A 22,169-nucleotide genomic window follows, 5' to 3' on the forward strand; every position below is an offset into this window, starting at 1 on the left:
CGCCGGTGTTACTCGGTGTCAGGCTCGACCGAGGGGGTTGTCGACCCACCGGACGAACCAACGAGGTTTCGGATGTTTGCAACCGGGTTCGGTTTGCCGGTGATCGTCTGGAGGACGTACATCGCGATGATGGCCGCGAACGACCCGAACTGAACGACCCGCGAGGGGTGGACCATTGTCACGATTCCGAGCACGAAGAAGGCGACACCGGCACCGAGCGAGACCGCCTTGCCGAAGCCGAAGCGGTAGTTGATGCCGTGGATCACCGCGATCGCGCCGATCATCGCCAGCGACCCCGAGATCAACGTCTGGGTGCCGAACTCCGCCGAGACGATCTCCGGATGGTAGATGAACGTGAACGGCAGAATGAACAGCGGCGCGGAGATCTTGATCGCCTCCAGGCAACTCTTCCAGAAGTCCGCCCCCGCGATCCCGCAGGCCACCGCCACACAGGTCGCGATCGGCGGCGTCAGCCCCGCGAGGATCGCCGCGTAGAACACGAAGAAGTGGCTCGCGAACTGCGGCAGCAGGAACTGGTTTGTCAGCGTCGGCGCGATCAGCAACGCGACGATCGTATACGAGGCGGTCGTCGGCATACCGAGTCCGAGGACGATACAGATGATCATTGCTAAGATCGCCGCCACCAGCAGGATGCCGCCCGAGAGATCCATCAGCGTCAGCGAGATCTTGGTCGGCACGCCGGTCGCAGTGAGGATGTCGACGACGCCGTTGATCGCCGCGAGGATGATCGTCACTGGCGCGAGGACGACGACGCCCTCACGCATCCCGTTGAGCGTCTCCCAGACGCTCCGCGTGGCGGATTCGCCAGCCGTCTCGTCGCTAACACCAGTCAGCGACTGCAGCATCGGGATGATCGTCCCGGTGGCGACCATCGAGACCGCGGTGTAGAGCGCGGCGGTCATCACGGTGACCTGCACGATGCCCAGTAGGTAGATGAGGATGGCAAGCGGGAGGCCGTATTTGACGAGTTCGGTGAGGAACTCGCTGCGTGGCATCGCATCCTGGATCAGGATCTCAGGGTCGACGTCGTCGAGCTGCGGCACCGAGACGTAGTGGACCGCGATGGCGATCGTCACCACGAGGATCGCCGCCGGGATCAGCCCCGCGACGATCACGTCGGCGTAGGTGACGCCCGTAATGAGCGACGCCATAATGAAGGCTGCCGCACCCATGACCGGCGGCAGCACTTGGCCGGAAGTCGAGGCGACAGCCTCGATGGCTCCGGCGGTTTCGGGTTTCATCCCGTTGCGCTTCATCAGCGGGATCGTGAACGAACCGGTCATCCCGGCGTTTGCGGTCTGGCTCCCGTTGACCGAGCCGATGACTGCGCTCGCGAGAACCGCGGTTTGGGCAATCCCCGAATCGATGTACCGGGCCGACCGGAACGCCAGCCGCATGATGAGGTCGAACGCGCCGTAGGACTTCAGGAAGCCCGCATACAGCAGGAACAACGCGATCCACGCGGCGACGAGCTGGGTCAGGAAGCCGAAGAAGCCGTCGACGCTGATGACGAGCGTCCGCAGGATCCGCTCCCACGTGAGCCCGCCGTGTGAGAGCGCTCCCGGTGCGAACGCCCCGTAGCGCCCGTACAGAATGCCGAGGAAGATCACCGACAGGAACGTGAGTCCGAAGGAACGCCACGTGAGATAAATGATGACGAACGTGAACACGATCGCCATGATGTACTCGTTGGTAGCCGCCCGGCCGAGTCCGGAGACGTACAGCTCCTGGAAGTTCGTCGCGATGTAGGTGATCGTCACCAACACATCGAGCGCCGAAAACGTCAGTAGCCCGGCATGGAGTCGATTCCCGGGTCCGTAGGCCGTCTTCAAATCCTCGATGATGTGTCCGCGGCCGCCGCCCGCCATATCCATGAGCTCCGAGAGGACGTACAGTTCGAGGACCCCACCGAGGAAAATCACCCCGTAGTAGGCCCGTGCCCACGTCTGGTCCCATGCGTACCAAATAATGACCGCCCAGAACGGGAGCGAACACAGGATCAGCAGGTTCCGCAGCGAGAACGTCTCTGCATCCCCTGGCTGTTCGGTATCGAACCCGACCTCGGTGTCGGTCTCAGTCGACTCGTCGGTTGTATCACTCATAATTGGTCGATCCGTGTTCCTATCACGCCACGCTGCCCGTTCGACCGATAATTGTCTCTTTGCATGCTATGTGGTTGAAATATGGTTGGTCGTGTGTACTCCGTGAGGGGACCGACGGGGTGAGACGCGCTACTCGTTGGTCTCGCCGCGTGTCCACTCGTCGTTCCAGGCGTCGTTGGCCTCCCAGTAGTCGGCGACACCGGGGTGGACCTCCAGATCGGGGATAACCGCCTCGGTCATCGAGTCGACGCCCGAGTGGTCGAGGGCCGTCGGGTCGGCATCACGGATCGTATCGCCGTGTTCGGCCGAGAGGCGAGCGACTTCCTCGGTTGCTTCGGCGGGCACGTCCGGACCGAAGGCCCACTGACCGGCCAGCACCCACGAGGTGGTCGAATCGGTGATGCCGGTGACGTCCTGCTCCCAGCCGTAGGGTTCGAGCGTCTTCTTGAGTGCGCCCGGCGTCGCGTCGATGGCGTCCTCGAAGTTCTGGTCGACCTCCATGAGGTTGAGGTTGCCACCACTGCGGACGTCGACCTCCTGGACCCAACTCGAGAGCTCCGCGCCGTTGGCCCCGTACACACAGAGCGCGTCGACCCGGCCCTCCTCGACAGCGCCCGGAATGTCGCTGGTGTTGGAGTTGTTGATCTCGTTGTTCTCCCACAGCCCTGCCTCTTTGATGATCTCCTCGGTGAGGAGTCGCGTCCCGAAGCCGGGCTGGATCGGGTAGATCGTGTAGCCGCCGTCCTGGAGGTCGGCGGTCGACTCGATGCCCGAGTCCTCCATCGCAACCCAGTGCATCTCGAGGTTCGTGAACACGAACCCTTGCATCGGCAGCGAGTCGACGGGCTCCTCGGCGAACGGCCCCTCCTCGTTCATCGCCTTCGACAGCGAGTTGTTGTCGACACCCATGCTGGAGATGTTGTCGCCGTCGAACTCGTAGAGGTTCGCCGTCCAGCCGTCGGTGACCTGCACCGAGATATCGAGGATATCGCTGTGCTGGCTTGCCGCACGAGCAAGCGCCTGCCCGGCTTGCTGTGTCGAACTCCCCGAGGACGTTCCGCCGATGGAGATCTGGTAACTCTCGCTGTCACCCTCGCCATCGCCACCACCGGTACAGCCCGCGGTCGTGATCACACCGAGTGTTGCAGCACCTTTGAGCATGTCCCGACGGCCGAGGTTATGTTCTGTCATGAACGTTATACCCATTTTCGAAAGTCAGTATAAATCTAACGGTTGTAGTTAAAAAAGATAGATAATTTGAATGATTAGCCCATAATACAGGTTTGTGGTATGCGAAAGTTTAAAATAAGTAACACTATTTATCACCATATACTGCTCTTGTCGGCTATCAGTGTGGTGTTATCCGGCGACGAAGACCGGCCGCTCGCCCTGCAGAATGACGCCTTGCGTGACGCTCCCGAACACAGCCTTGCCGACCGGCGTTCGTCGCCGACCGGCGATGAGGATGGCCTCGACATCGAGCTCCTCGGCGGCCTCGATGATGCGGTCGGTCGGTTTCCCCTGTGTCTCGACGACGTCGACCGGCATGCCGGCGGCTTCGATTTCGTCGACGGCCTGTTCGACGGTCTCTGGAACACCCTGGAGCTCCCCGATGGCCTTGTTGACCGAGTCGATGATGGATTTGCCCGCCTCGTCGGGCATCGTGTCGACCTCCTCGTGAACATAAAGCACGGTCACGGTGATCTCGTCGTCTCCCGGCAGCGTCGTCAGCGTCTCGAGCTGTTTGGCGAGTCGATCTTCATCGCCGTCGACCGGTAGCAGCACGTGATACATAGCTCAGGATTCATCACGATATATAATATATGTTTCGAGACATTGGCATCGTGAAAAATTGACAACAGGATGAATGTATGAATCGGGAATCGGTTCGCTATCTGCGAGGGGCCGCTCGCGGCTCTCGGCCGCTACCGGCGAACTGCGTCGGTTGGCGGTCACGACCGGATCAATAATTATTAGCCACCCAGTGTAACTATCAAATCTCGTGGACACCAACGACCGATCAATTGTCGGATTTGTAATGGTTAGCCACTCGATGGTCCACATTTACGAGCTGTCGGTGCCGATTTTGATGACGGTGTGGCTGGTGGAGTTTTCGACGACATCGGCTGTCCTGGGGACGGCGGCGGCGATCGGCTACGGGTTGTTCGGCGTCGGTGCCCTGCCTGGCGGGCTGTTGGTCGATCGGTTCGGGTCCCGTCGGCTCATCGTCGCCTGTCTGGTCGGGATGTCTGCGTCCTTCATCGTCCTGAGCCTCGCACCGGGGGTCGTCGGCATCACGGTCGCCCTCGCGCTGTGGGGACTTGCCGCCAGCGTCTACCACCCGGCCGGACTGACACTCATCAGCAACGGGGTCCAGGATCGTGGGCAGGCCTTCGCCTACCACGGGATGGCTGGCAACGCTGGCATCGCTGGCGGCCCGCTTGTGACGGCGCTGCTCTTGCTCACCTTCGAGTGGCGGCTCGTGGCGGCAATCCTCGCTGTTCCGGCCGCGATCACGGCCGTCATCGGACTCACGGTCTCGTTCGATCCGACCGCCGCCGTCGGCGTCGATGACGGCGATCAGAATCAACGCTCTCCGGCGAGCCTCGCAGCGTTCGGCAGCGAGACACGGCGGCTGTTTACGATCGGCTTTCTGTTGGTGTTCTGTATCGTCTCGTTCAACGGGCTCTACTACCGAGGGGTGCTAACCTTCCTGCCGGAGCTCCTCGGTGACTTCCTGACAGCGGCTGTCGGTGACCTCCAGCTCGGCCTCTTCGATCCCGACAGCCCGGTGGCCGCCGAGTTCGACCTCTCGCGGTATTTGTATGCCGGACTGCTGACCGTCGGCATCGGTGGTCAGTATCTGGGCGGTCGGCTCACCGACCGCATCGAACCGGACCGTGGGCTGACGATCATGCTCGGTGTGCTCACGACTATCGCCATCGTGTTCGTTCCCCTGGTCGAAACCGGGCTTGCGGGGCTGTTGGTCGGGAGTTTCGTCCTCGGCGTCGCTCTGTTTGCGATCCAGCCACTGTCGCAGGCGACGATCGCCAAATACTCCCTGCCGGAGTCCCGCGGGCTGTCGTTCGGCTACACCTACCTCGCCATCTTCGGGATCGGTGCCCTCGGCGCGGCGATCACCGGCACAGTGCTCACCTACAGCTCCGTTTCGGTCATGTTCCTCGTCCTTGCGAGCTTTTCTGTGATCGGTGTCTCGCTGGGGATTACGCTGCTCCGGCGACAGTAGCGCCTTGCCCAACCCCTTACATCCGAGTTACTCTTGGGAATCCGTGGAACCGACCGCCGCCTGAGACTGAGTTGGCGGCTCCTGGCGGATCACCCGGACGATAAACAGGGTTGCAAACAGCGAGAGCCCGGCGAGCATGAACCAGCTGGCCCGATACCCCATCACGTCCGACAGATAGCCGAACGTCGGCGGGGCGACGAGCGCGCCGGTGACGAGGGCGAGCTGTCCGCCTCCGGTCGCGCTCCCCATCTCCTCGGCCGGGACCAGCGTTGCCATACAGGAAAAGTAGATGCCGGTAAAACCCAGTGCGAAAAAGCCGACTCCAACGAACAGCGCAGCCGCGAGCAGCCGACTGTCGACGAGACCGACAGCGACGAACAGCACGGCGCTGGCGGCGGCCTGAACAAGGAGAATCGTCCCGATTCGTCGCCGGGGCTCGCCCGGCAGTACATCACTCAGCCAGCCGGTGACGACACGGCCGGCGCTGCCCGAGACCTGGATCGCAGCGAGCACCAATCCGCCGAAGGAGACTGTCGCTCCCACCGACTCATTGATGTAGATAATCGTGTAGCCGGTCGTTGTGAACAGTCCCGCGCCGAGACAGACCCCGACCACCGTCAGCGACAGGTAGGGGGTGTTGTCCAGGAGGGCACGATACTCGGGATACTCGGCCTCGTCGTCGACCGGTTGGCCCCGGTAGGCGATCCAGAAGGCGGCCGCGACGACGATTCCGACCGCCGCGGCAACGTAGAACCCAGCCTCCCAGAACAGTATCCCTGCGATCCCGGTCACCAGCAGCGCGCTCGCGCCGCTGCCGGCAGTCACGCCGACCTGTTTGATGCCGACCGCGAGGTTCTGTCGACCCACGGGTACGTTGTCGAAGATGGCCTTGTTCGTTCCCGGCATCGCCGTTCCGTACAGCGATCCAAGGAGGAAGGTCCCGATGAGTAACGTCGGGTACGACCACGCACCGGCGACGAGCACCGAGCCAATCGAGAGCCCGATCAGGCCGATCGTGAGCATCCGCCGCTCGCCGAACCGGTCTGTCATCGCACCCAGCGGGAGCAGAAACGCAGCGTAGCCGAGCGACAGCGCTGTCAGAACCAATCCGACCTGTGCTCCCGAGAGCCCGAACTCGTCCCGGAAAAAGGGTGTTGCAGCGAAGACGGTGTAGTAACAGATACTCGCCGCGAGTTGCCACAGGAACACGAGTGACAGAATCCGACGGACGTTCATTGGCTCGCCCTTTGTTGAAGCCAGTATAAAATACTCAGCATTCCGTCGAGTCAATCGACACCTTCGAACTTCGTATAGCAGCATATAATTTATGTGTCGGCTACACATCGGCAATCACTGGATCGAACGTCGACACGATAGGTAACAGACTCCACAAACGGGTCGCTGACTCTTCGCGTTCGACACATCGCACCGATGACGACGTTGCAGTAGCACACATATCGTGTGACGGACGCGATATCGTCGCAGTCGATTGATCGAACCGAAGACGGAGCCCCGGGCCGACTACCTGGGAGCGATTTTTGGCACTCCAAGACGCGAGGCCGACCTTTGGAAGCGGGAGGTGGTCGCTGTAGCTGTTGGCCCTCTGTTGGTCGACCGTCGGATGTAGGTAGTCGGCAGCCGAACCGCGAACTATGACACTCCGCGCGTGGTTCGGAACCAACAGGCCGATCGTCGGGATGGTGCATCTCGACCCGCTTCCCGGGGCTCCAGGAGCCACAGATGGGCTTGCAATCGTCTGTGAGGCCGCAGGGATGCTGATAGACTAGCCACAGGCGGCGTCGACGGCCTCATGATCGAAAACTACGGTGACGCCCCGTTCTACCCCGACGGCGTGCCGAAACACACCGTCGCCGCGATGACACGCGTTGGGACTGCGGTTAGCGAGGCTGTCGACTGCCCCGTCGGCATCAACGTCCTGCGGAACGACGCCGAGGCGGCGCTCTCGGTCGCCGCAGTCATCGACGCCGACTACGTTCGGGTCAACGTCCACACCGGTGCGGTAGTTTCTGATCAGGGCGTCATCGAGGGCCAGGCCCACGAAACCCTGCGACTCCGCGAGCAGCTCGGTGTCGACACGAAGATTCTGGCCGATGTCGACGTCAAACACGCCGCTCGCTGCCGAGCGCTCGGTCGGCAACCAGTTCGCCGATCTCGTCGAGCGAGGGCTGGCCGACGGCGTGATCGTCAGCGGCGCTGGGACCGGTGCGGCGGTCGACACAGACACCCTCGAACGGATCGCCGCGGCTCGGTCCGACCGGGGTCTGTCGACGCCGCTTTTCGTCGGCAGCGGCCTCACCGCCGACTCGGTCGACCAACTGCTGGCCGTAGCTGACGGCGCGATCGTCGGCACTGCACTGAAAGACGGTGGCCAAACCACGAATCCGATCGATGTCGACCGGGTCGAGGCGTTGATGACTGCCGTCGAGGCAGTCCGTACGTAGCCCACTCCGCAACCAGTATCAGAATTCAGACTTTTTTGCCGTTAGAGGTGTTCGGAAGTCGACCTCATTTCTCACATCAATCGAGCGTTGCCGACTACCCGTTCCGATTCGACACGGTTGTTGGCGTGAGTTGAACGGAGCCGAGTCAATCACGATACCAATATCTATTAATTCGAAATCACGATTCCGAATAACTGTGCTAACGTAATATCGTCTGTAGTAATAACAAATAGCGGATTTTGTGATTGCAGCTCAGACGATATTCTTGTTCACACCGGTACTAAGTGGTTGTAGAACAGCGGATAAGATCCCTTATCGACTGTCGTACAGTCAGATTGAAGTGAGTGTGTGCGAACTCCTCTGTATGGCCGAGGAGTCGGATACTGAACGGTCGACTGTCATGACGTACGTCCCAGCGTATCAAAAACAGGAGTGGAAAGCCCACGCCGAAGAGCTCGGGATGAGTCAGGCCGAGTATGTCAGAACTATGGTACAAGCCGGGCGAAAGGGGTTCGAGATCGACACTGAGAGCCCAGATATGGAGGGGTCTTCTGACCCCTCTGACCCCAGGGGTAGCGGCCTCGAAACACGGGTCCTCGATGCGCTCGATTCGGCCGATTCGTTGTCGTGGGACGAGTTAGTCGACTCACTTTCGAACGATTTTGAGGATCGACTGGAGGAGACGCTCGACTCGTTACAGGATACAAACCGGATTCGGTACAGTGGCCGCGACGGCGGGTATCGGGTGGTCGACCAATGAGTTCGACTGCTACCAACGACGATCCGGACGATCCGATTGCGTACTTCCTCGAAGATCTCACGTTCCATGGGAAAACCGAGCGGACTCGGGAGGCCTACGGCAGAGTCCTCCGGCGGTTCGAGTCGTTTCTAGCCGACCGCACCGCTGGCTCGACAGCAACCCCCGCCGAAGCAACACACCGAGACTGTATGGCATGGGTCCATAGCCTTCGCGGAACAGTCGCCGACAGCACGATTGCCAGCTACGCCGCCTATCTCCACCGGTTTTACGCCTACATGACCCAAGTCGGCGTCTTCGAGGCGAACCCGATGACGCTGGTCGTCGAGGAGATGGACGAAACCATCGAGAAAGACCCCGCACGCCGTGAGATCGGCGTCGACCGAATGCGGTCATTTGTCTCCGGAATCCACCACCCACTCGACCGTGCGCTCATCGTTACCCTACTTAAAACAGGAATGCGTGTTGGCGAACTCTGCAACCTCGATCTCCGTGATATCGCCCTCGACGATTCAGCAGTTGCGGCCGCCTTCGAGACAGATCCCCGGCCACAGCTCGATACCCGTCCGGATTCGCTCTACGTCGACAGCGACCCCTCGCGCGGTACAGTAGTCAACGGCGAGGAGCGAACCGCCTCGAACAAACGTAAACGACCAACGGTGATACCTATCGATGACGAGCTTAAAACCGAACTCAAACGCTGGCTTGCGGTACGGCCCGATAGCCAGTCGACTGCTGAACCGTTGTTCGTCTACACCGTGGGCGACTGGGGGGACCGACTCACGCCGCGAGCAGTCCGAAACGTGGTCTCCGACCATGCCCGCGAGATGGGCTGGTATCGCACGGGCGGTGACGCCTCCGAAAACGTCACGCCCCACTACTTCCGGCACTTTTTCACAACTCACCTCCGTGAGCGAACCGGCGACCGCGGCATCGTCAAATACCTCCGTGGCGACGTGGCCGACGACATCATCGACACTTACACCCACAACTGGGGCGATCAGGTCCGCGAAACGTACGAGGCCAACATCTACACGCTAACCGGTCGACAATAATATTGCCAGAAGATTAGGTATTGTATATAAATTCAAAAACAGCAATTGCTGTTTCATCTACGACTCATAAATCATATACTGCTATACTAATATAGGTCTCATAGTGGATCTAAGAGCGGGGAATTATTCCACTGGCAGATGGCCCATTTACGGTCGACAGCCTCGACGCTCATCGTTCCCTGCGGTCGACTGTCGTGAAATCGGGCAGTTGGCGGTCAGTCTCTTAGTTGAGGGGCACATAGTTGGTGTCTATGCCCAGCGTCTCCCAGTCCATTTCCTTCGGTAAACGGGTCAAGACGGAGTTCTCCGAGAAGAACGTCACGTTCATGGCGGGCGGCATCGCGTACAACGCGTTGGTTTCGTTGGCTCCGCTTTTGATCTTACTTGTCCTTGCGGTCTCGTTTGTCGGCGGGGGGTTGGAGGATCGATTGGTGTCGGCCGCCGAAGAATCGCTGCCGGGACCGATAGCCGATGTCGTCACACAGATTTTCACCGCCGGTGCGGCCACCGGCGTTTCGGTTATCGGCCTCATCGTCCTCATCTGGGGGACGCTCAAGGTCTTCCGCGGCCTCGACACCGCCTTTTCGGAGATCTACGAGACCGAAGACGACAACTCGTTCGTCGACCAGATCGTCGACGGACTCGTCGTGTTGGTCGCGCTCGTTATCGCGATCATTGCGACCATTGTCGCCACGACCGTGTTTGGGATCTTTGCGGACACCATCCCGTACATCGGCGTTCTGACACCGCTCGTGCTTATCGCGGGGCTCGTCGTTGCATTTTTCCCGATCTACTATCGCTTTCCCGACGCCGACCTCGGCTGGCGAGACGTCCTTCCGGGAGTGGTGTTCGCTGCAGTCGGCTGGGCGGCACTCCAAGGGTTGTTCCAACTGTATCTCGCGTTCACCAGTGGCTCCGATAGCGTCTTCGGTGGCGTGATTGTCGTCATCACGTGGCTGTATTTCTCGGGTTTGGTGCTCCTGTTGGGTGCGGTTCTGAATGCTGTCGTCGGGGGCCACTCATCGGGCGCAGCCGGTGGCGTTGGCAGTGCCGCCACAGGTGCAGAGCGTCCAGTCGACGCGACCGAACTTGATCGTGCGGAGCTGGCGAGCTACCTGCGTGAACTCCGGCAGCAACTCACCGGCGAGTACGAGGAGATGGAGCCTGAGGCGATGGTATGGGCCGAACGCCAACCGGAGAACAACGTCGAGATTCAGGACCGCGACGGCACGCTCCGGAAATACCGACCGATTACCACACCGGACGACACCGTGTCGGTGATCGAACACACCAGCCACACCGATGGACGGGAGCAGTCGGTCACGATCCGCTGGCGAACTCCTGACGACGAGGCGGACAGCTAACGGTGGTATCTGCGCGGAGGTTCGATTACGTGACGAAGACATGACAGAATGGAGCCGAGCGACGTACCAATCAATCCCTAGATGAGTTCCTGATCGTATCCAATGGCTTTTCCGCGTGTCGGACGTCATTCGCCCATGACGATTGCTACCGGTGACTCTGTCACCCTCGAATACACGGGTCGACTGGACGACGGGACCGTTTTCGATACCTCGAAAGAGTCGGTTGCCAAAGAAGAAGGAATCGCGCAGGCGCAGCCGGATCGAGAGTACGAACCGCTGACCGTCGAAATCGGCGCAGGCCAGATCATCGAAGGGATGGAAGACGGACTGGTCGGTCTCGACGCAGGCGAGGAGACGACCCTCGAAATCCCACCCGAAGAGGCCTACGGCGAGTGGAGCCAAGAGCAGGTCCAAGAGTTCGACACCGACGAACTCGTCGAGATGCTCGGCCAGACCCCCGAGGAAGGCGCGTTCCTCGAAGCCCAGAACGGCCAGCACGGCGAAATCACCCACGTCGACGACGAGGTCGTCAAAGTGGACTTCAACCCTGACCTCGCGGGCGAAACCCTCGAATTCGACGTCGAGATCGTCGACGTCAACTGAGGCCGACCTCATAGTTCAGCGAAGTTCTTACCTATCTACCGACCAACTAGCAACCATGAGCGAAGCAACTGACGAGCCGCCGATCACGCTGTACCGACTGCAGGCCTGTCCGTTCTGTGAGCGTGTCGTCCGGAAACTCGACGAGTACGATCTCGACTACCACTCGCGGTTCGTCGAGCCGATGCATTCGGACCGTAACGTGGTCAAACGCGTCAGCGGTGCCCGAACCGTCCCAGCGATTGTCGACGAAGAGACGGGCGTCACCATGTCCGAGAGCGCCAACATCGTCGAATATCTCGACAAAACCTACGGAGGAGCCAACTAATGGAACTCGGCTTCGAGGTCGTCGACCTCCCCGAGACCGATTACCCTACCGAGGGCGAGCAGGCCCCGGATTTCACCCGCCCGCTGGTGACCGACGAACAGTGGGAGGACGTCAGCCTCTCGGAGTTGGCGGCTGACCAGCCCGTCCTCCTCGTATTCCATCCGATGGACGGGGCGTTCCCGTCGACTTATATGTGGAACGAACTCCGCGACCGGGCCTTTGAGGACGACCACGACGTGCAGGTCGTTGGGGTTTCGATCTCCTCACCGTATGAACACATGACGCTGATCGACGACCGAGAGATGGAGTTTGCTCTCTTTAGTGATCCACAGAACGGTGTGGCCGAAGCCTACGACATCGTCAACGATCTCGACGGGATGGCCGGCGTGAGCGAGCCACGCCCCGCCGTCTTCCTCGTCGACAGCGAACTCACGGTCCAGTATGCGTGGGCCGCCGAGGAGTGGCCCGACTTCCCCGACTACGACGCAGTAAGTGACGCGGTAGCCTCACTCTGACTGAGCGTAGGCTCGTTTTACTAGCAGTAGTTAGGTAGATACTCGGTCGACGAGCGATGGTTCGTCGATGGCCGGGTTGTTCACTCGCTGTGAGACCGGGTAGGACGTGAGTTCGTCGTCAGGATACGGTTCGAGGAGGTCGACCAGCGACTCGGAGCTGCCATGCAACCAATCGGACTCCCGGTCCGGCGGAAGAATGACTGCCATTCGGTGATGGAGGTTGGCAACGAGATCGTTCGGCTCAGTCGTGATGATGGTGAACGTTTCGAGCGTCGACGATTCACCGCTGTCCCCGCTGCTCCCGAACTCCGCGAGCCCGGTTTGGCGGGTCGGTTCCTGCCAGTGTTCCCAAAGCCCGGCGACAGCAAAGGGGCGGTCGTCCTCGAAGGCGACACGGTAGGGTTGCTTGCCGCCGTCGCGGTCGACCCACTCATAAAAGCCGTCGACGGGGACGAGACAGCGTCGGGATTCGTAGGCATCCGCGAAACTTCGCTTCTGCTGGACGGTCTCGGATCGGGCATTGATCAGCCCTTGCTCCTCATCGGCCCACTCCGGCGTCAATCCCCACTTAAAGAACTGCATTCGGTTCGGCTCCTCGCCCGTGATAACCGGCAGCTCTTGGCCCGGAGCGCAGTTGTACCGCCTCGACAGCGGTCGGTCCGGGTCGGCATCGAACCGCTCGCTGAGCCGGTCGGGAGCCGTAGCGAGCGTGTAGCGACCACACATGGATGGGTCGACGCAGGACGTGGTCTTAGCAGCGGCGATGTCGACCACCGGGGTAGTCGATCACTGAGACGTGAGCTTTAGGTTCGCCGACTACCCTTGCTCGGATGTGCGAATCGAGAACAGTTTCATCCCGGTCAGTGGCGTTGGGGAGACGACAGAGCGAACGCTGTGGGCCGAGGGGGCAACCGACTGGGACTGTTTCGACCAGTCGCTCGTGGGTCCGAAAACCGCCGACAACATCGAGACCTTCATCGACACCGCCCGCCAGCGACTCGACGCGGGCGACACAGCCTACTTCGACGAGGTGTTTCCAAGCAGCGAGCGCTGGCGACTGTACGAGAATTTCCGCGACAACGCCTGTTTCTTCGATATTGAGACGACTGGACTCAATCAGGAGTACGACAAGGTCACTACCGTCAGCTACCATCAGGCCGATGAGACGACCACGCTCGTTCGTGGCGACGATCTGACCGCCGAGGCAGTCCAAGCCGCCGTCGACGACGCGAGCCTACTCGTCAGCTTCAACGGCATCCGGTTCGATCAGCCGTTTTTGGAGACCTCCTTCGGTATCGACGTCGACTGCCCGCATCTCGACTTGATGTACCCCTGCAAGACACTCGGCCTCTCAGGAGGATTAAAAAAGATCGAGCAGGAAATCGGACTCGAACGCGACCGGCCAGACATTTCCGGTCGGGATGCAGTCCGGCTCTGGAACGAACACGGGGCCGGTGTCGACGGCGCACTCGACACGCTGATCTCATATAATCGAGAAGACGCAGTCAACCTCGAAACACTGGCCGAGACCGTCACTGACGAACTCCACGAGTCAGTGTTCGAACAGGCCTGTCAGCGGTCGGTCGAGTAGCTACGCCGAATCCGCCGACTGCTCGGTTGGCTGTTCGGTCGACTCGGGTTTCGTCGACTCGGTTTTGGTCGTCTCTGTGCCCGTTTCTTCCGTCTCTGTCTCGTCGTCGGTATCTATCTCGTCTTCGTCGGTCGACGGTTCGGGTTCGTCCGTCGACACTGGCTGCTCAGTTTGCCGAACGAGTTTCATATCGCCTTTCGCTCGGAGCGCGCCGTCGACGTCGGCGCCCTCGTGGACGACGAGATCCTGACAGGAGACATCACCACGAACCTCCGACCCCGCGTGCAGCGTGACGGTACCGTTTCTAGTCGTCACGTCGCCGATGATGACGGTTCCGGAGCCGACTTCGATATCCTCGCGCGCTCGAAGGCTCCCAAAGACCGTGGTGTCGGTGCCGACGGTGATCGCCTCGGCGCGGATGTTGCCGTGGAGTCGACAGCCGTCGCCGATTGTCGCGGGCGTCGAGACGCGCCAGGCGTCGTCGGAGAGCTCCGCACCGCGCGGGATCACCAGCGGCGGTCGCTGCTCGGCCGCCTCGCCGGTGATCGCGCTGGCGAACTCGTCGGCGTCGGCTTCGTTGCCGAACTTGAGGTACTGCGAAAGCACGATAAAGTAAAAGACGAGCGCCGGCACCGGATTCCGGGTGAGAATCCACCCGTTTGCTTCGAACCCTTCGTCAATCGTGACGTCGTCGCCGATATCGAGGTCGCCCGACACGAGGAGTTGGCCGCCGATGTGGGTGCGGGCACCGATGTAGGCGTCGGAGCCGACCAGCACGCTGTCGTGGACCTCACACAGCATATCGAGTCGACAGTCGCCGTCGACTTCGAGTTGTCGACCGAACTCGACGCGCTCGCCGGCCGCGATTGTTCGGCTCCGGATTCCGAACTCGATTTGGCTGTTGCTCCCGATCAACACGTCGCTGTCGGTGACGATGTCGTGTTCCTCGACGGTCGTGCCGTCGGGAATCGAGAGTTCGTCGAGCGGGTCGCCGGGAGATGACACAGGCCAAATCAGTAGCTGAGCACTAATAAACAGTCCGTAAGACGGGTGGCAGACGTGGGCCGTTGGTACCGATTCAGTGGCGCGGCCACCTCGTCGTCCTTTTGAGTGTCGGCATCTAAGATGGGGTATGACCGTACTTTCGTTCGACAAAACCGGCGTCGACGTCGTCTACGAGGGCACCGAGTTCCGCCTCGAAAAAGATCTCATCGAGGAGGCAACCGAGAAATCCTACCGGGACGTGACCGACCACGAAGTGTTACAGATCGTCGAAAAACAGCCGGCGCTGTCGGGCGAACCTGCGCGGATCGGCGACATCCTCTAGACGGCCCAATCGGACCGAAAGGCAATTCCACCCAACCCACGAACGCCGTGGTATGCTTTCGCTTGCGCTCGCCGGGAAACCGAATGCGGGCAAGTCGACCTTTTATACCGCAGCCACGCTGGCCGACGTCGACGTGGCCAACTATCCGTTTACGACAATCGACTCCAATCGCGGGGTCGCAACCGCCCGCACCGACTGTCCCTGTCTGGATCTCGACGAGCGGTGTGGCAACGACCGCTGCCGGGACGGCACGCGCTACGTCCCAATCGAACTGATCGATGTCGCTGGCCTCGTTCCCGGTGCCCACGAGGGGAAGGGCCTCGGCAACCAGTTCCTCGATGAACTCACCAACGCCGACGCCATTCTCAACGTGCTGGATGCCTCCGGCAGCACCGACGAGGAGGGCGAACCCGTCGAGGAGGGGAGCCACGACCCCGTCGAGGACGTCGAGTTCATCGAACGGGAGATGAACCTCTGGCTGACCGGCATCATCGACCGCAACTGGGAGTCCGTCAAGCGGAAATCCCGCTCGCCTGATTTCGATATCAACGACGCGCTCTCGGACCTGCTGACCGGGTTCGGCGCGTCGACCGCCGACGTGGCGGCCTGTTTGCGGTCGCTTGAGTACCCTGAGGACCCAATCCAGTGGACCGACGCGGACCGAGAGGCACTGGCCAAAACCGTTCGCTCACGAACCAAGCCGATCATTCTGGTCGCCAATAAGGTCGACATCGCCTCCGAGGAAACGCTCGACCGACTGCAGGAGGCTGCCGAGATCGTGATTCCAGCGACTGCGGACGGTGAACTCGCCCTGCGTCGGGCAGTTGAGGCAGGGGTTGTCGACTACAAGCCGGGCGACGTCGACTTCGAAATTACAGGCGACATTAGCGATGCCCAAGAGGCTGGGCTCGAACAGATCCGCGAGGTACTGACCGAGTACGGCGGGACCGGCGTCCAGCGCGCGCTCAACGCGGCCGTGTACGACCTCCTTGATCAGATCACCGCCTACCCAGTCCAAAACGAGACGAAGTGGACCGACGCCCAAGGCAACGTGTTGCCGGATGCCTTCCTGCTTCCGGAGGGGTCGACGCCGACGGATCTCGCCGAAGCAGTGCATACCGATATTGCCGAGGGGTATTTGCATGCGGTCAACGGTAAGACGAAACGCCGGATTTCGGATAGCTACGAACTCGAAGACGGCGACGTGATCAAAATCGTCAGCACGGCCTCCTAGGTGGGATGGTGTCCTACTGATCCAGCGATACTGTCACGCGAGCCTCACAATCCGTAAGTAGTCGACTTGCAACCACTAGGTGTGCAGACGAACACTCAAGTATCGCCAACACTCGGTCTCGTTGCAGCAATCGTTGCGATTAGTGGGGGCGCGATACTGATCCGCTGGAGTCAAGCACCGAGCTCCGTCGCTGCGTTCTACCGCGTGTTGTTCACAACAGTTCCACTGCTCCCGATTGCAGTCTGGCGATACCACGACCATTTCGGCCGGATAACCCGTCGTGATCTCGTGTTCGCAACCCTATCGGGAATCGCACTCGCGGTGCACTTCGCGGCGTGGTTCGAGAGTTTGTCATGGACGAGCGTCGCGGCGAGTGTCACCCTCGTTCAGGCCCAGCCAGTGTTCGTCGCACTCGGCGCGTGGCTCCTGCTCCGAGAACGAGTTACCCGACGGATGGCAGTTGGAATCGCCGTCGCCGTCTCGGGGATGGCCGCAATGTCGGTCGGCGACTTCCTCGGCGGGGTAGCTGTCGGCCCGCGTCCGCTGTACGGGAACGTGCTCGCACTGGTCGGCGCGGTGATGGCCGCCGGCTATGTACTCGCCGGGCGGTCGCTCCGACAGCGCGTCGACCTGATCCCCTACGTGGTCGTCGTCTACAGCGTCTGTACAGCCACACTGCTTGGCATCGTTGTTCTCGATGGCCACGCGCTGACTGGGTATCCACCTCGTGAGTGGCTGCTTTTCGTGGGGTTGGCAGTCGGGCCGGGGCTGTTGGGTCACACCGTCATCAACTGGGCACTCGCCCATCTCGACTCCAGTGTGGTCTCGGTGTCGCTGCTCGGTGAACCAGTCGGAGCGACCATCCTTGCGGCCGTGTTCCTTTCGGAATCACCGACGCTCTACACGGTCGCTGGTGGGGTGGTTGTTCTGTTCGGAATCTATCTCACTGCCTCCGAGCGTACCGTCTGAGGGTCTCCGGACATACGAGCGGTTGACAACTCGTAGATAATGACCGACGTTAGATGAGGGCGGCATAGAGGATACCGTGCGGCACTGCAAACAACAAAAAGACAGCGACGGCTGTGATCGGTGAGTGGCTCCAGAGGGCTGAAAAATCACCCGTCGGATGTCCCATATGGAAATTGAGTCCAAGATCGGAAAACAGGTGGTAGCTGGTCAGTATCAGCGAGACCAGGACCGCTGACTGGCCCACGATATCGACACCACTCAGTACACCGACGCCAGCAATGGCGACGACACCGACCGTCTGGAAGAGTTCGCCAGCAGCGAGAAACGCCACCACGTGGCTCAGATCAGCGTCCTGCTGGTGGTATGCAGTCAGATAATCCTTAAAATCCGTTGGCTTGGCCCACCGATCACCGTTCCGGAGTGCGACGTACTGCGGTAGGTTCGCTACCACGAATTTGATATTTGTGCTGGGAATACCGACGAGCCAGCGCCCCACGAGATAGTGGCCTAGCTTGTGAATACCAATGATAAGTGCGCCAATAAAAAAGAAAATCAGAAGGCCATGTAACATACTCGCTCTGGAGTCGACAGACGGGCGTTAGGAATAATCCTCGTGGATTCGATCCATGCGGGCGGCCATCACGAAGTCGGCCTTGTGGAGGCCGTCAATTTTGTGCGTCCACATCTCGATTTGAACCTCGCCCCACTGAAGATGAAAGTCGGGGTGGTGCCACTCCTCCTCGGCGAGTTCGCCGACCTCGTAGGTGAACTCAAGGGCATCGCGGAAATCCTCGAACTCGTAGGTGCCTTCGAGATGGTGGCCGTTGATCACGTCCCACACCTCGGTGTCGAGTTCTGCGAGATACTCCTCGTATTCGGATTCCGGGAGCGGTTCGTCCTCGGAGGTGCAGGCTTCACAGGGTTCGTCGGCGAGTTCGGATGCCATACAGTCACTCACGGTGTCCAATGGTTTGTAAGTTCAGTATCCAAATGGGTCGACTGGGTCAGTCAAGCGCGCCACAGTCGTCGAGGGCTGCAACGAGGGCGTCGACCTCCGCCTCGGTGTTGAACGCATGCACAGAGGCCCGAACTGCATCCGGCTCCGGCAGGGATCGAATGCGGATCTCTTGGGCTGCAAGCGTCTCGACGACCGACTCGGGTTCGGCCACGTCAATCGTCACCAGTCCGGATTCGAACCCTGTGGGGCTCAGCAGCTGGCCGTCTGGAACCGCCGCCTTCAGCCGATCTGTGAGTTCTTCGATTCGATCTTCGAGTACGTCCATGCCGACTGCTTCGAACAGGTCGACCGCTGCGGCCATCCCGACGTGGGGGGCTGGTGAGGCTGTCCCGCGTTCGAACTGCTGCGCGGTCGACTTCAGCGTATACTCGTCGGCATCCGGATCTTCGACGCTGTTGTAGCAGACCTGTGCCGGATGCAGATCAGCCCCACAGCCCTCCCGAACGTAGAGATAGCCCGATCCCCACGGCCCCAGAAGCCATTTGTGGCCAGATCCGGCGACGTACTCTGCGCCCCACGCATCGAGATCGACTGACGTCTGCCCGGCCGACTGGACCGCGTCGACGAGTACCTCACAGTCGGCGTCGTGGGCGATGTCGACGAGTTGGGAGACGGGCAACTGCGTGCCGTAGTTCCATGACAGCGAGCTAAAACAGACCAAGCGTGCATCTGCGACCGCCTCGGTGTAGCTGTCGATGTCGACGCGTCCATCGGTGGTTTCGAGTACTCTAACGCTCGCTCCGTGTTGCCGGGCGGCGCGTTGCCACGGCAGCACACCGGCGGGATGTTCGAGATCAGTGCGGACGATTGTATCGCCGGGCTGCCAATCAATGGCGGCTGCCAGCGCGCTGATCGCGTCACTGGTCGACTCGGTGAGCGCGAGTTCGTCGGGAGCAACGCCGAGATGGGCCGCGATCGTCTCGCGGCTCTCGCTGCGCGCCTCGCGGGCGGCGGTGTACATTCCTTCGGCCGCCGGGGCTTCGGCTTTGTGATGCCTAAGACAGTCAGTCGCGGCATTGATTACGGGCTGTGGGCTCGGTCCGCTTGCGCCCGTATTGAAAAAGGTCGTCTCTGCAAGCGCCGGAATCGACTCCCGGAGTTCGCGTGGGGTCATGCTCCCCAATTGGCGTCGACCCGGTAAATCCTTCTGCCGAACAGGATGGTACCACTGTTAGAGAGTGATTATGTGACGTTAGAGATCGTATAATTCGCCGTACTTCTCGGTGACGTAGTCGACAAACATGGTTGCAGTGAACGTACTCTCTTAGATCACAAAAACGCCAAGAGAATCACGACCCCGAACACGATTTTGGTGAGTCTATTCTTGAGTATCGTTTGTGAAGCAACCGTTTGATCAGCGCTGTTCAGTAACCCGCCGATCAGAAGCAGGTATCCTACCAAAACAGCCAAAAAGAGACGTGAGTTCGATATATAGGCGAAAAGTAAAACAGAAATTGTCTCTCCAATTACAATACATACTTTCGTATTTTCCACGCCGATTACCATTGGTAGCGTTTTGTTCCCTTCAGCAGCGTCCGCTGACATATCTCTGATGTTGCCGAGCTCTGTCTCGGATGCCTTCATACACCCGAGTGCAAAGAAGGTCGGAACTATTGCTGCGTGATTGGGAGGTGTGTCTGTGAAGAATACTGCCGTACACAGCAGACACGACGCCCAAGCGACTGCGATGCCAGCAGTATCCAAGAACAGTGTTTGTTTGAGGTAATAGTACACAGAAAAAACAACGAGCGGGATATTTAGTAGTGAAAACTGTACGAGTGAAAGGGTACTAAACGTTATTATAAGAAAGGTAAGAAGCGAGCAGATTGCGATGATCCAGAACACTAACTGATACTGATCTAATATCCGTGTCTGCCGTGTTTTCGTTGTCGAGTTTGTATCTTCTTGTGTGATAACTAATCGGTCAAGTAGATAGATAGAGAGTGAGAGTAACGAGATGACGACAATCGGTTCAACAGTGTACGGTAATTGGAGTAAATATACTGTCAGTATCATTTTGCTTGTGGCGACAATCGGGACAATAAATCCGATATCTACAAATAGAGGAACAGTATTACTTCTGATACTTTGTTTAATGTGATCTGTTAGATTCACGTAGACAAATATACTGACACAGTAACCGACTTAATTTTACAGATGTTGTTATTGTTGGGTCGTTGATTGTAATTCAACGAGAATCGGTATCCAGTGAGTAAATGGGTTCGGCCACGTATTTACCCCCTAAAAAAGGTGATTTCGGCCAGTTATAGACTGTAGAGCTCGCCGTACTTCTCGGTGACGTAGTCGACGAACGCATCGGCCGAGAAATCGTCGCCAGTCGCTTCGACAACGAGCTCGTTGGTCTCGTAGCGCTGGCCGTGGCGGTGGATGTTTTCGCGGAGCCACTCGCCGAGCGGTTCGAACTCGCCGGCTTTGGTTTTTGATTCGAGATCACCGATCTCGCTTTCGGCGGCCTCGTACAGTTGGGCAGCCATCACGCTCCCCAGCGAGTAGGTTGGGAAGTAGCCGAAACTGCCGTGAGGGTGTCATAGAATAGTTCTCATAGCGTGATGACGGTGCTTCCTGGATTGTCTCCGCGTTCGTCGTTGGTGATCGCAATAACGAGACGAAGGCACAGCGCGAGGAACACTTGTGCTCGTGCGTGGACGCGGCCTCGGGCGCGAACGTGCCCGAGGCCGCAGTCCTTGACGGCGTCGTTGGTTCGTTCGACTCCACTCCGGCGGTTGTACGTCTCGTCTAGCGTCGATTGCTTCAGCTGAACGTCCTCGCTGTGTTCGTCGATGCGGGCTTCGACCCTGTACTCGATGTCTTTCGGATCGTCGGTGTTTCGTGCGTTGTACGGAGCGACTGGCACGACCCCTGCGGCCAGCAGGTGGTCGTGCCAGCCGAGCGTGTCGTAGGCGCTGTCTCCAAGCATCCAGATCGGTTTCTCGACGGCGAGCGCGTCACACGTGACGCGCATCGCCGTCTCCTCTGGCGCTTGCTTGCTCTCGGTGAACTCCGCGGCAATCGGGATCTTTTGCCCGGTCGAGACGATCGTACAGCCGTAGCCGTGGTAGTACTCTTCGGCGGTTGGATCGTAGCCTTTCGACGCGTCTTGGTCGGCGGGCATCGTCCTCACGTCGGTGGAATCGATGGAGTAGGTCAAGTCGAGCAGGCCGCGGCAGGCGGCCTGCTCGACGAGGCGGTCGAAGACCTCGTCGACGACGTGTTCGAGGTCGGTGAGGAAGCGATCGACCGCGTCTCTCGACGGCGGTCGATCGAAGCCACAGCTGAGCCAGACGACCGTGTTCTGGAGTTCTCGCGTGACTGGACGGATGCCGTAGACGTTCTTGTAGTAGCAGTGCAGGAACGCTCGGAAGAGTGCTGGTGGGTGATGATCTCGTGTTCGCCCCCGGCGAGCGGGGGCGAACACATCGAATTCTTCGAGAAAGTCGAACTCAAGATGCTCGAACAACGCGAGCGTCTCGGTCGCCATTACATTGAAGAACTCGTCGATAGAAGTCTCCTCTTGCAGGATGCTGGCGCTCGTAGACACAGTTCCAACATCCTGCGTCT

General features: G+C 59.8%; 22 protein-coding genes and 2 pseudogenes. 12 read left to right on the plus strand and 12 right to left on the minus strand.

Annotated elements, in window-relative coordinates:
- Positions 1-8: 8 nt before the first annotated feature.
- The 3 genes from HALTADL_RS01175 to HALTADL_RS01185 all read right to left on the minus strand — a co-directional run bounded on the left by HALTADL_RS01175 (position 9) and on the right by HALTADL_RS01185 (position 3,917).
- Positions 9-2,123 carry a TRAP transporter permease gene (locus HALTADL_RS01175; protein ID WP_089673248.1) on the minus strand — a complete coding sequence of 705 codons (2,115 nt, stop codon included), beginning with the start codon at positions 2,121-2,123 and terminating at the stop codon, positions 9-11.
- Between the two features lie 129 nt (positions 2,124-2,252).
- Entirely contained in the window at positions 2,253-3,314 is a 1,062-nt protein-coding gene (locus HALTADL_RS01180; RefSeq protein WP_089673266.1) for a TAXI family TRAP transporter solute-binding subunit, read from the minus strand.
- Between the two features lie 168 nt (positions 3,315-3,482).
- Positions 3,483-3,917, minus strand: a complete 435-nt coding sequence (locus tag HALTADL_RS01185; protein ID WP_089673247.1) for a universal stress protein — start codon at positions 3,915-3,917, stop codon at positions 3,483-3,485.
- Between the two features lie 244 nt (positions 3,918-4,161).
- Here HALTADL_RS01185 and HALTADL_RS01190 point away from each other — a divergent pair, with 244 nt between their 5' ends.
- The gene (locus tag HALTADL_RS01190) at positions 4,162-5,370 is read left to right on the plus strand and encodes an MFS transporter (RefSeq protein WP_089673246.1); all 1,209 of its coding nucleotides are present in this window, start codon (positions 4,162-4,164) and stop codon (positions 5,368-5,370) included.
- Between the two features lie 27 nt (positions 5,371-5,397).
- On the opposite strand, the gene HALTADL_RS01195 is transcribed toward HALTADL_RS01190, so the two are convergent.
- Entirely contained in the window at positions 5,398-6,606 is a 1,209-nt protein-coding gene (locus HALTADL_RS01195) for an MFS transporter (protein ID WP_089673245.1), read from the minus strand.
- Positions 6,607-7,022: 416 nt separating this feature from the next.
- Here HALTADL_RS01195 and HALTADL_RS01200 point away from each other — a divergent pair.
- The 7 genes and pseudogenes from HALTADL_RS01200 to HALTADL_RS01230 all read left to right on the plus strand — a co-directional run bounded on the left by HALTADL_RS01200 (position 7,023) and on the right by HALTADL_RS01230 (position 12,451).
- A pseudogene (locus tag HALTADL_RS01200) lies at positions 7,023-7,832 on the plus strand (BtpA/SgcQ family protein).
- A 364-nt stretch (positions 7,833-8,196) separates the two neighbouring features.
- Positions 8,197-8,592 carry a DUF5805 domain-containing protein gene (locus tag HALTADL_RS01205; RefSeq protein WP_089673244.1) on the plus strand — a complete coding sequence of 132 codons (396 nt, stop codon included), beginning with the start codon at positions 8,197-8,199 and terminating at the stop codon, positions 8,590-8,592.
- Positions 8,589-9,644, plus strand: a complete 1,056-nt coding sequence (locus HALTADL_RS01210; RefSeq protein WP_089673243.1) for a tyrosine-type recombinase/integrase — start codon at positions 8,589-8,591, stop codon at positions 9,642-9,644. The genes HALTADL_RS01205 and HALTADL_RS01210 overlap by 4 nt, the downstream gene beginning before the upstream one ends.
- Positions 9,645-9,895: 251 nt before the next feature.
- Positions 9,896-11,008: a YihY/virulence factor BrkB family protein gene (locus HALTADL_RS01215; RefSeq protein WP_089673242.1), complete on the plus strand. Its 1,113-nt coding sequence runs from the start codon at positions 9,896-9,898 to the stop codon at positions 11,006-11,008.
- Between the two features lie 135 nt (positions 11,009-11,143).
- Positions 11,144-11,611 (plus strand): FKBP-type peptidyl-prolyl cis-trans isomerase, encoded by a 468-nt coding sequence (locus HALTADL_RS01220; protein ID WP_089673241.1) that lies wholly within the window; start codon positions 11,144-11,146, stop codon positions 11,609-11,611.
- A gap of 55 nt (positions 11,612-11,666) precedes the next feature.
- Positions 11,667-11,936 (plus strand): glutathione S-transferase N-terminal domain-containing protein, encoded by a 270-nt coding sequence (locus HALTADL_RS01225; protein ID WP_089673240.1) that lies wholly within the window; start codon positions 11,667-11,669, stop codon positions 11,934-11,936.
- Positions 11,936-12,451 (plus strand): redoxin domain-containing protein, encoded by a 516-nt coding sequence (locus HALTADL_RS01230; protein WP_089673239.1) that lies wholly within the window; start codon positions 11,936-11,938, stop codon positions 12,449-12,451. Before HALTADL_RS01225 ends, HALTADL_RS01230 begins: the two co-directional genes overlap by 1 nt.
- A gap of 30 nt (positions 12,452-12,481) precedes the next feature.
- Here HALTADL_RS01230 and HALTADL_RS01235 read toward each other — a convergent pair whose 3' ends face one another.
- Positions 12,482-13,177: an SOS response-associated peptidase gene (locus tag HALTADL_RS01235; protein ID WP_089673238.1), complete on the minus strand. Its 696-nt coding sequence runs from the start codon at positions 13,175-13,177 to the stop codon at positions 12,482-12,484.
- 106 nt (positions 13,178-13,283) lie between these two features.
- Here HALTADL_RS01235 and HALTADL_RS01240 point away from each other — a divergent pair, with 106 nt between their 5' ends.
- A complete protein-coding gene (locus tag HALTADL_RS01240; RefSeq protein WP_089673237.1) occupies positions 13,284-14,042 on the plus strand; it encodes a ribonuclease H-like domain-containing protein in 759 nt (252 codons plus the stop codon).
- On the opposite strand, the gene HALTADL_RS01245 is transcribed toward HALTADL_RS01240, so the two are convergent.
- Positions 14,043-15,047 carry a polymer-forming cytoskeletal protein gene (locus HALTADL_RS01245; protein ID WP_089673236.1) on the minus strand — a complete coding sequence of 335 codons (1,005 nt, stop codon included), beginning with the start codon at positions 15,045-15,047 and terminating at the stop codon, positions 14,043-14,045. It abuts the gene before it with no gap.
- A gap of 127 nt (positions 15,048-15,174) precedes the next feature.
- Here HALTADL_RS01245 and HALTADL_RS01250 point away from each other — a divergent pair, with 127 nt between their 5' ends.
- The 3 genes from HALTADL_RS01250 (at position 15,175) to HALTADL_RS01260 (ending at position 17,572) form a co-directional block, all read left to right on the plus strand.
- Positions 15,175-15,369, plus strand: a complete 195-nt coding sequence (locus HALTADL_RS01250) for a DUF5800 family protein (protein WP_089673235.1) — start codon at positions 15,175-15,177, stop codon at positions 15,367-15,369.
- A 52-nt stretch (positions 15,370-15,421) separates the two neighbouring features.
- Positions 15,422-16,603, plus strand: coding sequence for a redox-regulated ATPase YchF (locus HALTADL_RS01255; RefSeq protein WP_089673234.1), 1,182 nt, complete (start codon positions 15,422-15,424; stop codon positions 16,601-16,603).
- 81 nt (positions 16,604-16,684) lie between these two features.
- Entirely contained in the window at positions 16,685-17,572 is an 888-nt protein-coding gene (locus HALTADL_RS01260) for a DMT family transporter (protein WP_089673233.1), read from the plus strand.
- Positions 17,573-17,621: 49 nt separating this feature from the next.
- Here HALTADL_RS01260 and HALTADL_RS01265 read toward each other — a convergent pair whose 3' ends face one another.
- The 6 genes and pseudogenes from HALTADL_RS01265 to HALTADL_RS01290 all read right to left on the minus strand — a co-directional run bounded on the left by HALTADL_RS01265 (position 17,622) and on the right by HALTADL_RS01290 (position 22,089).
- Positions 17,622-18,023, minus strand: coding sequence for a hypothetical protein (locus tag HALTADL_RS01265; RefSeq protein ID WP_162551645.1), 402 nt, complete (start codon positions 18,021-18,023; stop codon positions 17,622-17,624).
- Between the two features lie 147 nt (positions 18,024-18,170).
- Positions 18,171-18,518 carry a 4a-hydroxytetrahydrobiopterin dehydratase gene (locus HALTADL_RS01270; RefSeq protein ID WP_089673231.1) on the minus strand — a complete coding sequence of 116 codons (348 nt, stop codon included), beginning with the start codon at positions 18,516-18,518 and terminating at the stop codon, positions 18,171-18,173.
- A 58-nt stretch (positions 18,519-18,576) separates the two neighbouring features.
- Positions 18,577-19,704: an aminotransferase class V-fold PLP-dependent enzyme gene (locus HALTADL_RS01275; RefSeq protein WP_089673230.1), complete on the minus strand. Its 1,128-nt coding sequence runs from the start codon at positions 19,702-19,704 to the stop codon at positions 18,577-18,579.
- 155 nt (positions 19,705-19,859) lie between these two features.
- Positions 19,860-20,606, minus strand: coding sequence for a UbiA family prenyltransferase (locus HALTADL_RS01280; RefSeq protein ID WP_089673229.1), 747 nt, complete (start codon positions 20,604-20,606; stop codon positions 19,860-19,862).
- 248 nt (positions 20,607-20,854) lie between these two features.
- A pseudogene (locus HALTADL_RS01285) lies at positions 20,855-21,130 on the minus strand (carboxypeptidase M32); the annotation flags it as partial.
- A 20-nt stretch (positions 21,131-21,150) separates the two neighbouring features.
- Positions 21,151-22,089: a transposase gene (locus HALTADL_RS01290; RefSeq protein WP_015911568.1), complete on the minus strand. Its 939-nt coding sequence runs from the start codon at positions 22,087-22,089 to the stop codon at positions 21,151-21,153.
- Positions 22,090-22,169: the final 80 nt, after the last annotated feature.

This window comes from Halohasta litchfieldiae, from assembly GCF_002788215.1.
GTDB classification, from domain to species: domain Archaea; phylum Halobacteriota; class Halobacteria; order Halobacteriales; family Haloferacaceae; genus Halohasta; species Halohasta litchfieldiae.

What these genes read in the sequence shown, in the direction of transcription:
- HALTADL_RS01220 (WP_089673241.1), top strand. Translation starts at nt 11,144, where the DNA reads ATGACGATTGCTACCGGTGACTCTGTCACCCTCGAATACACGGGTCGA.
- HALTADL_RS01275 (WP_089673230.1), bottom strand. Translation starts at nt 19,704, where the DNA reads ATGACCCCACGCGAACTCCGGGAGTCGATTCCGGCGCTTGCAGAGACG.
- HALTADL_RS01180 (WP_089673266.1), bottom strand. Translation starts at nt 3,314, where the DNA reads ATGACAGAACATAACCTCGGCCGTCGGGACATGCTCAAAGGTGCTGCA.
- HALTADL_RS01215 (WP_089673242.1), top strand. Translation starts at nt 9,896, where the DNA reads ATGCCCAGCGTCTCCCAGTCCATTTCCTTCGGTAAACGGGTCAAGACG.
- HALTADL_RS01270 (WP_089673231.1), bottom strand. Translation starts at nt 18,518, where the DNA reads ATGGCATCCGAACTCGCCGACGAACCCTGTGAAGCCTGCACCTCCGAG.
- HALTADL_RS01280 (WP_089673229.1), bottom strand. Translation starts at nt 20,606, where the DNA reads ATGATACTGACAGTATATTTACTCCAATTACCGTACACTGTTGAACCG.
- HALTADL_RS01185 (WP_089673247.1), bottom strand. Translation starts at nt 3,917, where the DNA reads ATGTATCACGTGCTGCTACCGGTCGACGGCGATGAAGATCGACTCGCC.
- HALTADL_RS01175 (WP_089673248.1), bottom strand. Translation starts at nt 2,123, where the DNA reads ATGAGTGATACAACCGACGAGTCGACTGAGACCGACACCGAGGTCGGG.
- HALTADL_RS01235 (WP_089673238.1), bottom strand. Translation starts at nt 13,177, where the DNA reads ATGTGTGGTCGCTACACGCTCGCTACGGCTCCCGACCGGCTCAGCGAG.
- HALTADL_RS01230 (WP_089673239.1), top strand. Translation starts at nt 11,936, where the DNA reads ATGGAACTCGGCTTCGAGGTCGTCGACCTCCCCGAGACCGATTACCCT.
- HALTADL_RS01250 (WP_089673235.1), top strand. Translation starts at nt 15,175, where the DNA reads ATGACCGTACTTTCGTTCGACAAAACCGGCGTCGACGTCGTCTACGAG.
- HALTADL_RS01225 (WP_089673240.1), top strand. Translation starts at nt 11,667, where the DNA reads ATGAGCGAAGCAACTGACGAGCCGCCGATCACGCTGTACCGACTGCAG.
- HALTADL_RS01195 (WP_089673245.1), bottom strand. Translation starts at nt 6,606, where the DNA reads ATGAACGTCCGTCGGATTCTGTCACTCGTGTTCCTGTGGCAACTCGCG.
- HALTADL_RS01255 (WP_089673234.1), top strand. Translation starts at nt 15,422, where the DNA reads ATGCTTTCGCTTGCGCTCGCCGGGAAACCGAATGCGGGCAAGTCGACC.
- HALTADL_RS01190 (WP_089673246.1), top strand. Translation starts at nt 4,162, where the DNA reads ATGGTTAGCCACTCGATGGTCCACATTTACGAGCTGTCGGTGCCGATT.
- HALTADL_RS01290 (WP_015911568.1), bottom strand. Translation starts at nt 22,089, where the DNA reads ATGGCGACCGAGACGCTCGCGTTGTTCGAGCATCTTGAGTTCGACTTT.
- HALTADL_RS01205 (WP_089673244.1), top strand. Translation starts at nt 8,197, where the DNA reads ATGGCCGAGGAGTCGGATACTGAACGGTCGACTGTCATGACGTACGTC.
- HALTADL_RS01210 (WP_089673243.1), top strand. Translation starts at nt 8,589, where the DNA reads ATGAGTTCGACTGCTACCAACGACGATCCGGACGATCCGATTGCGTAC.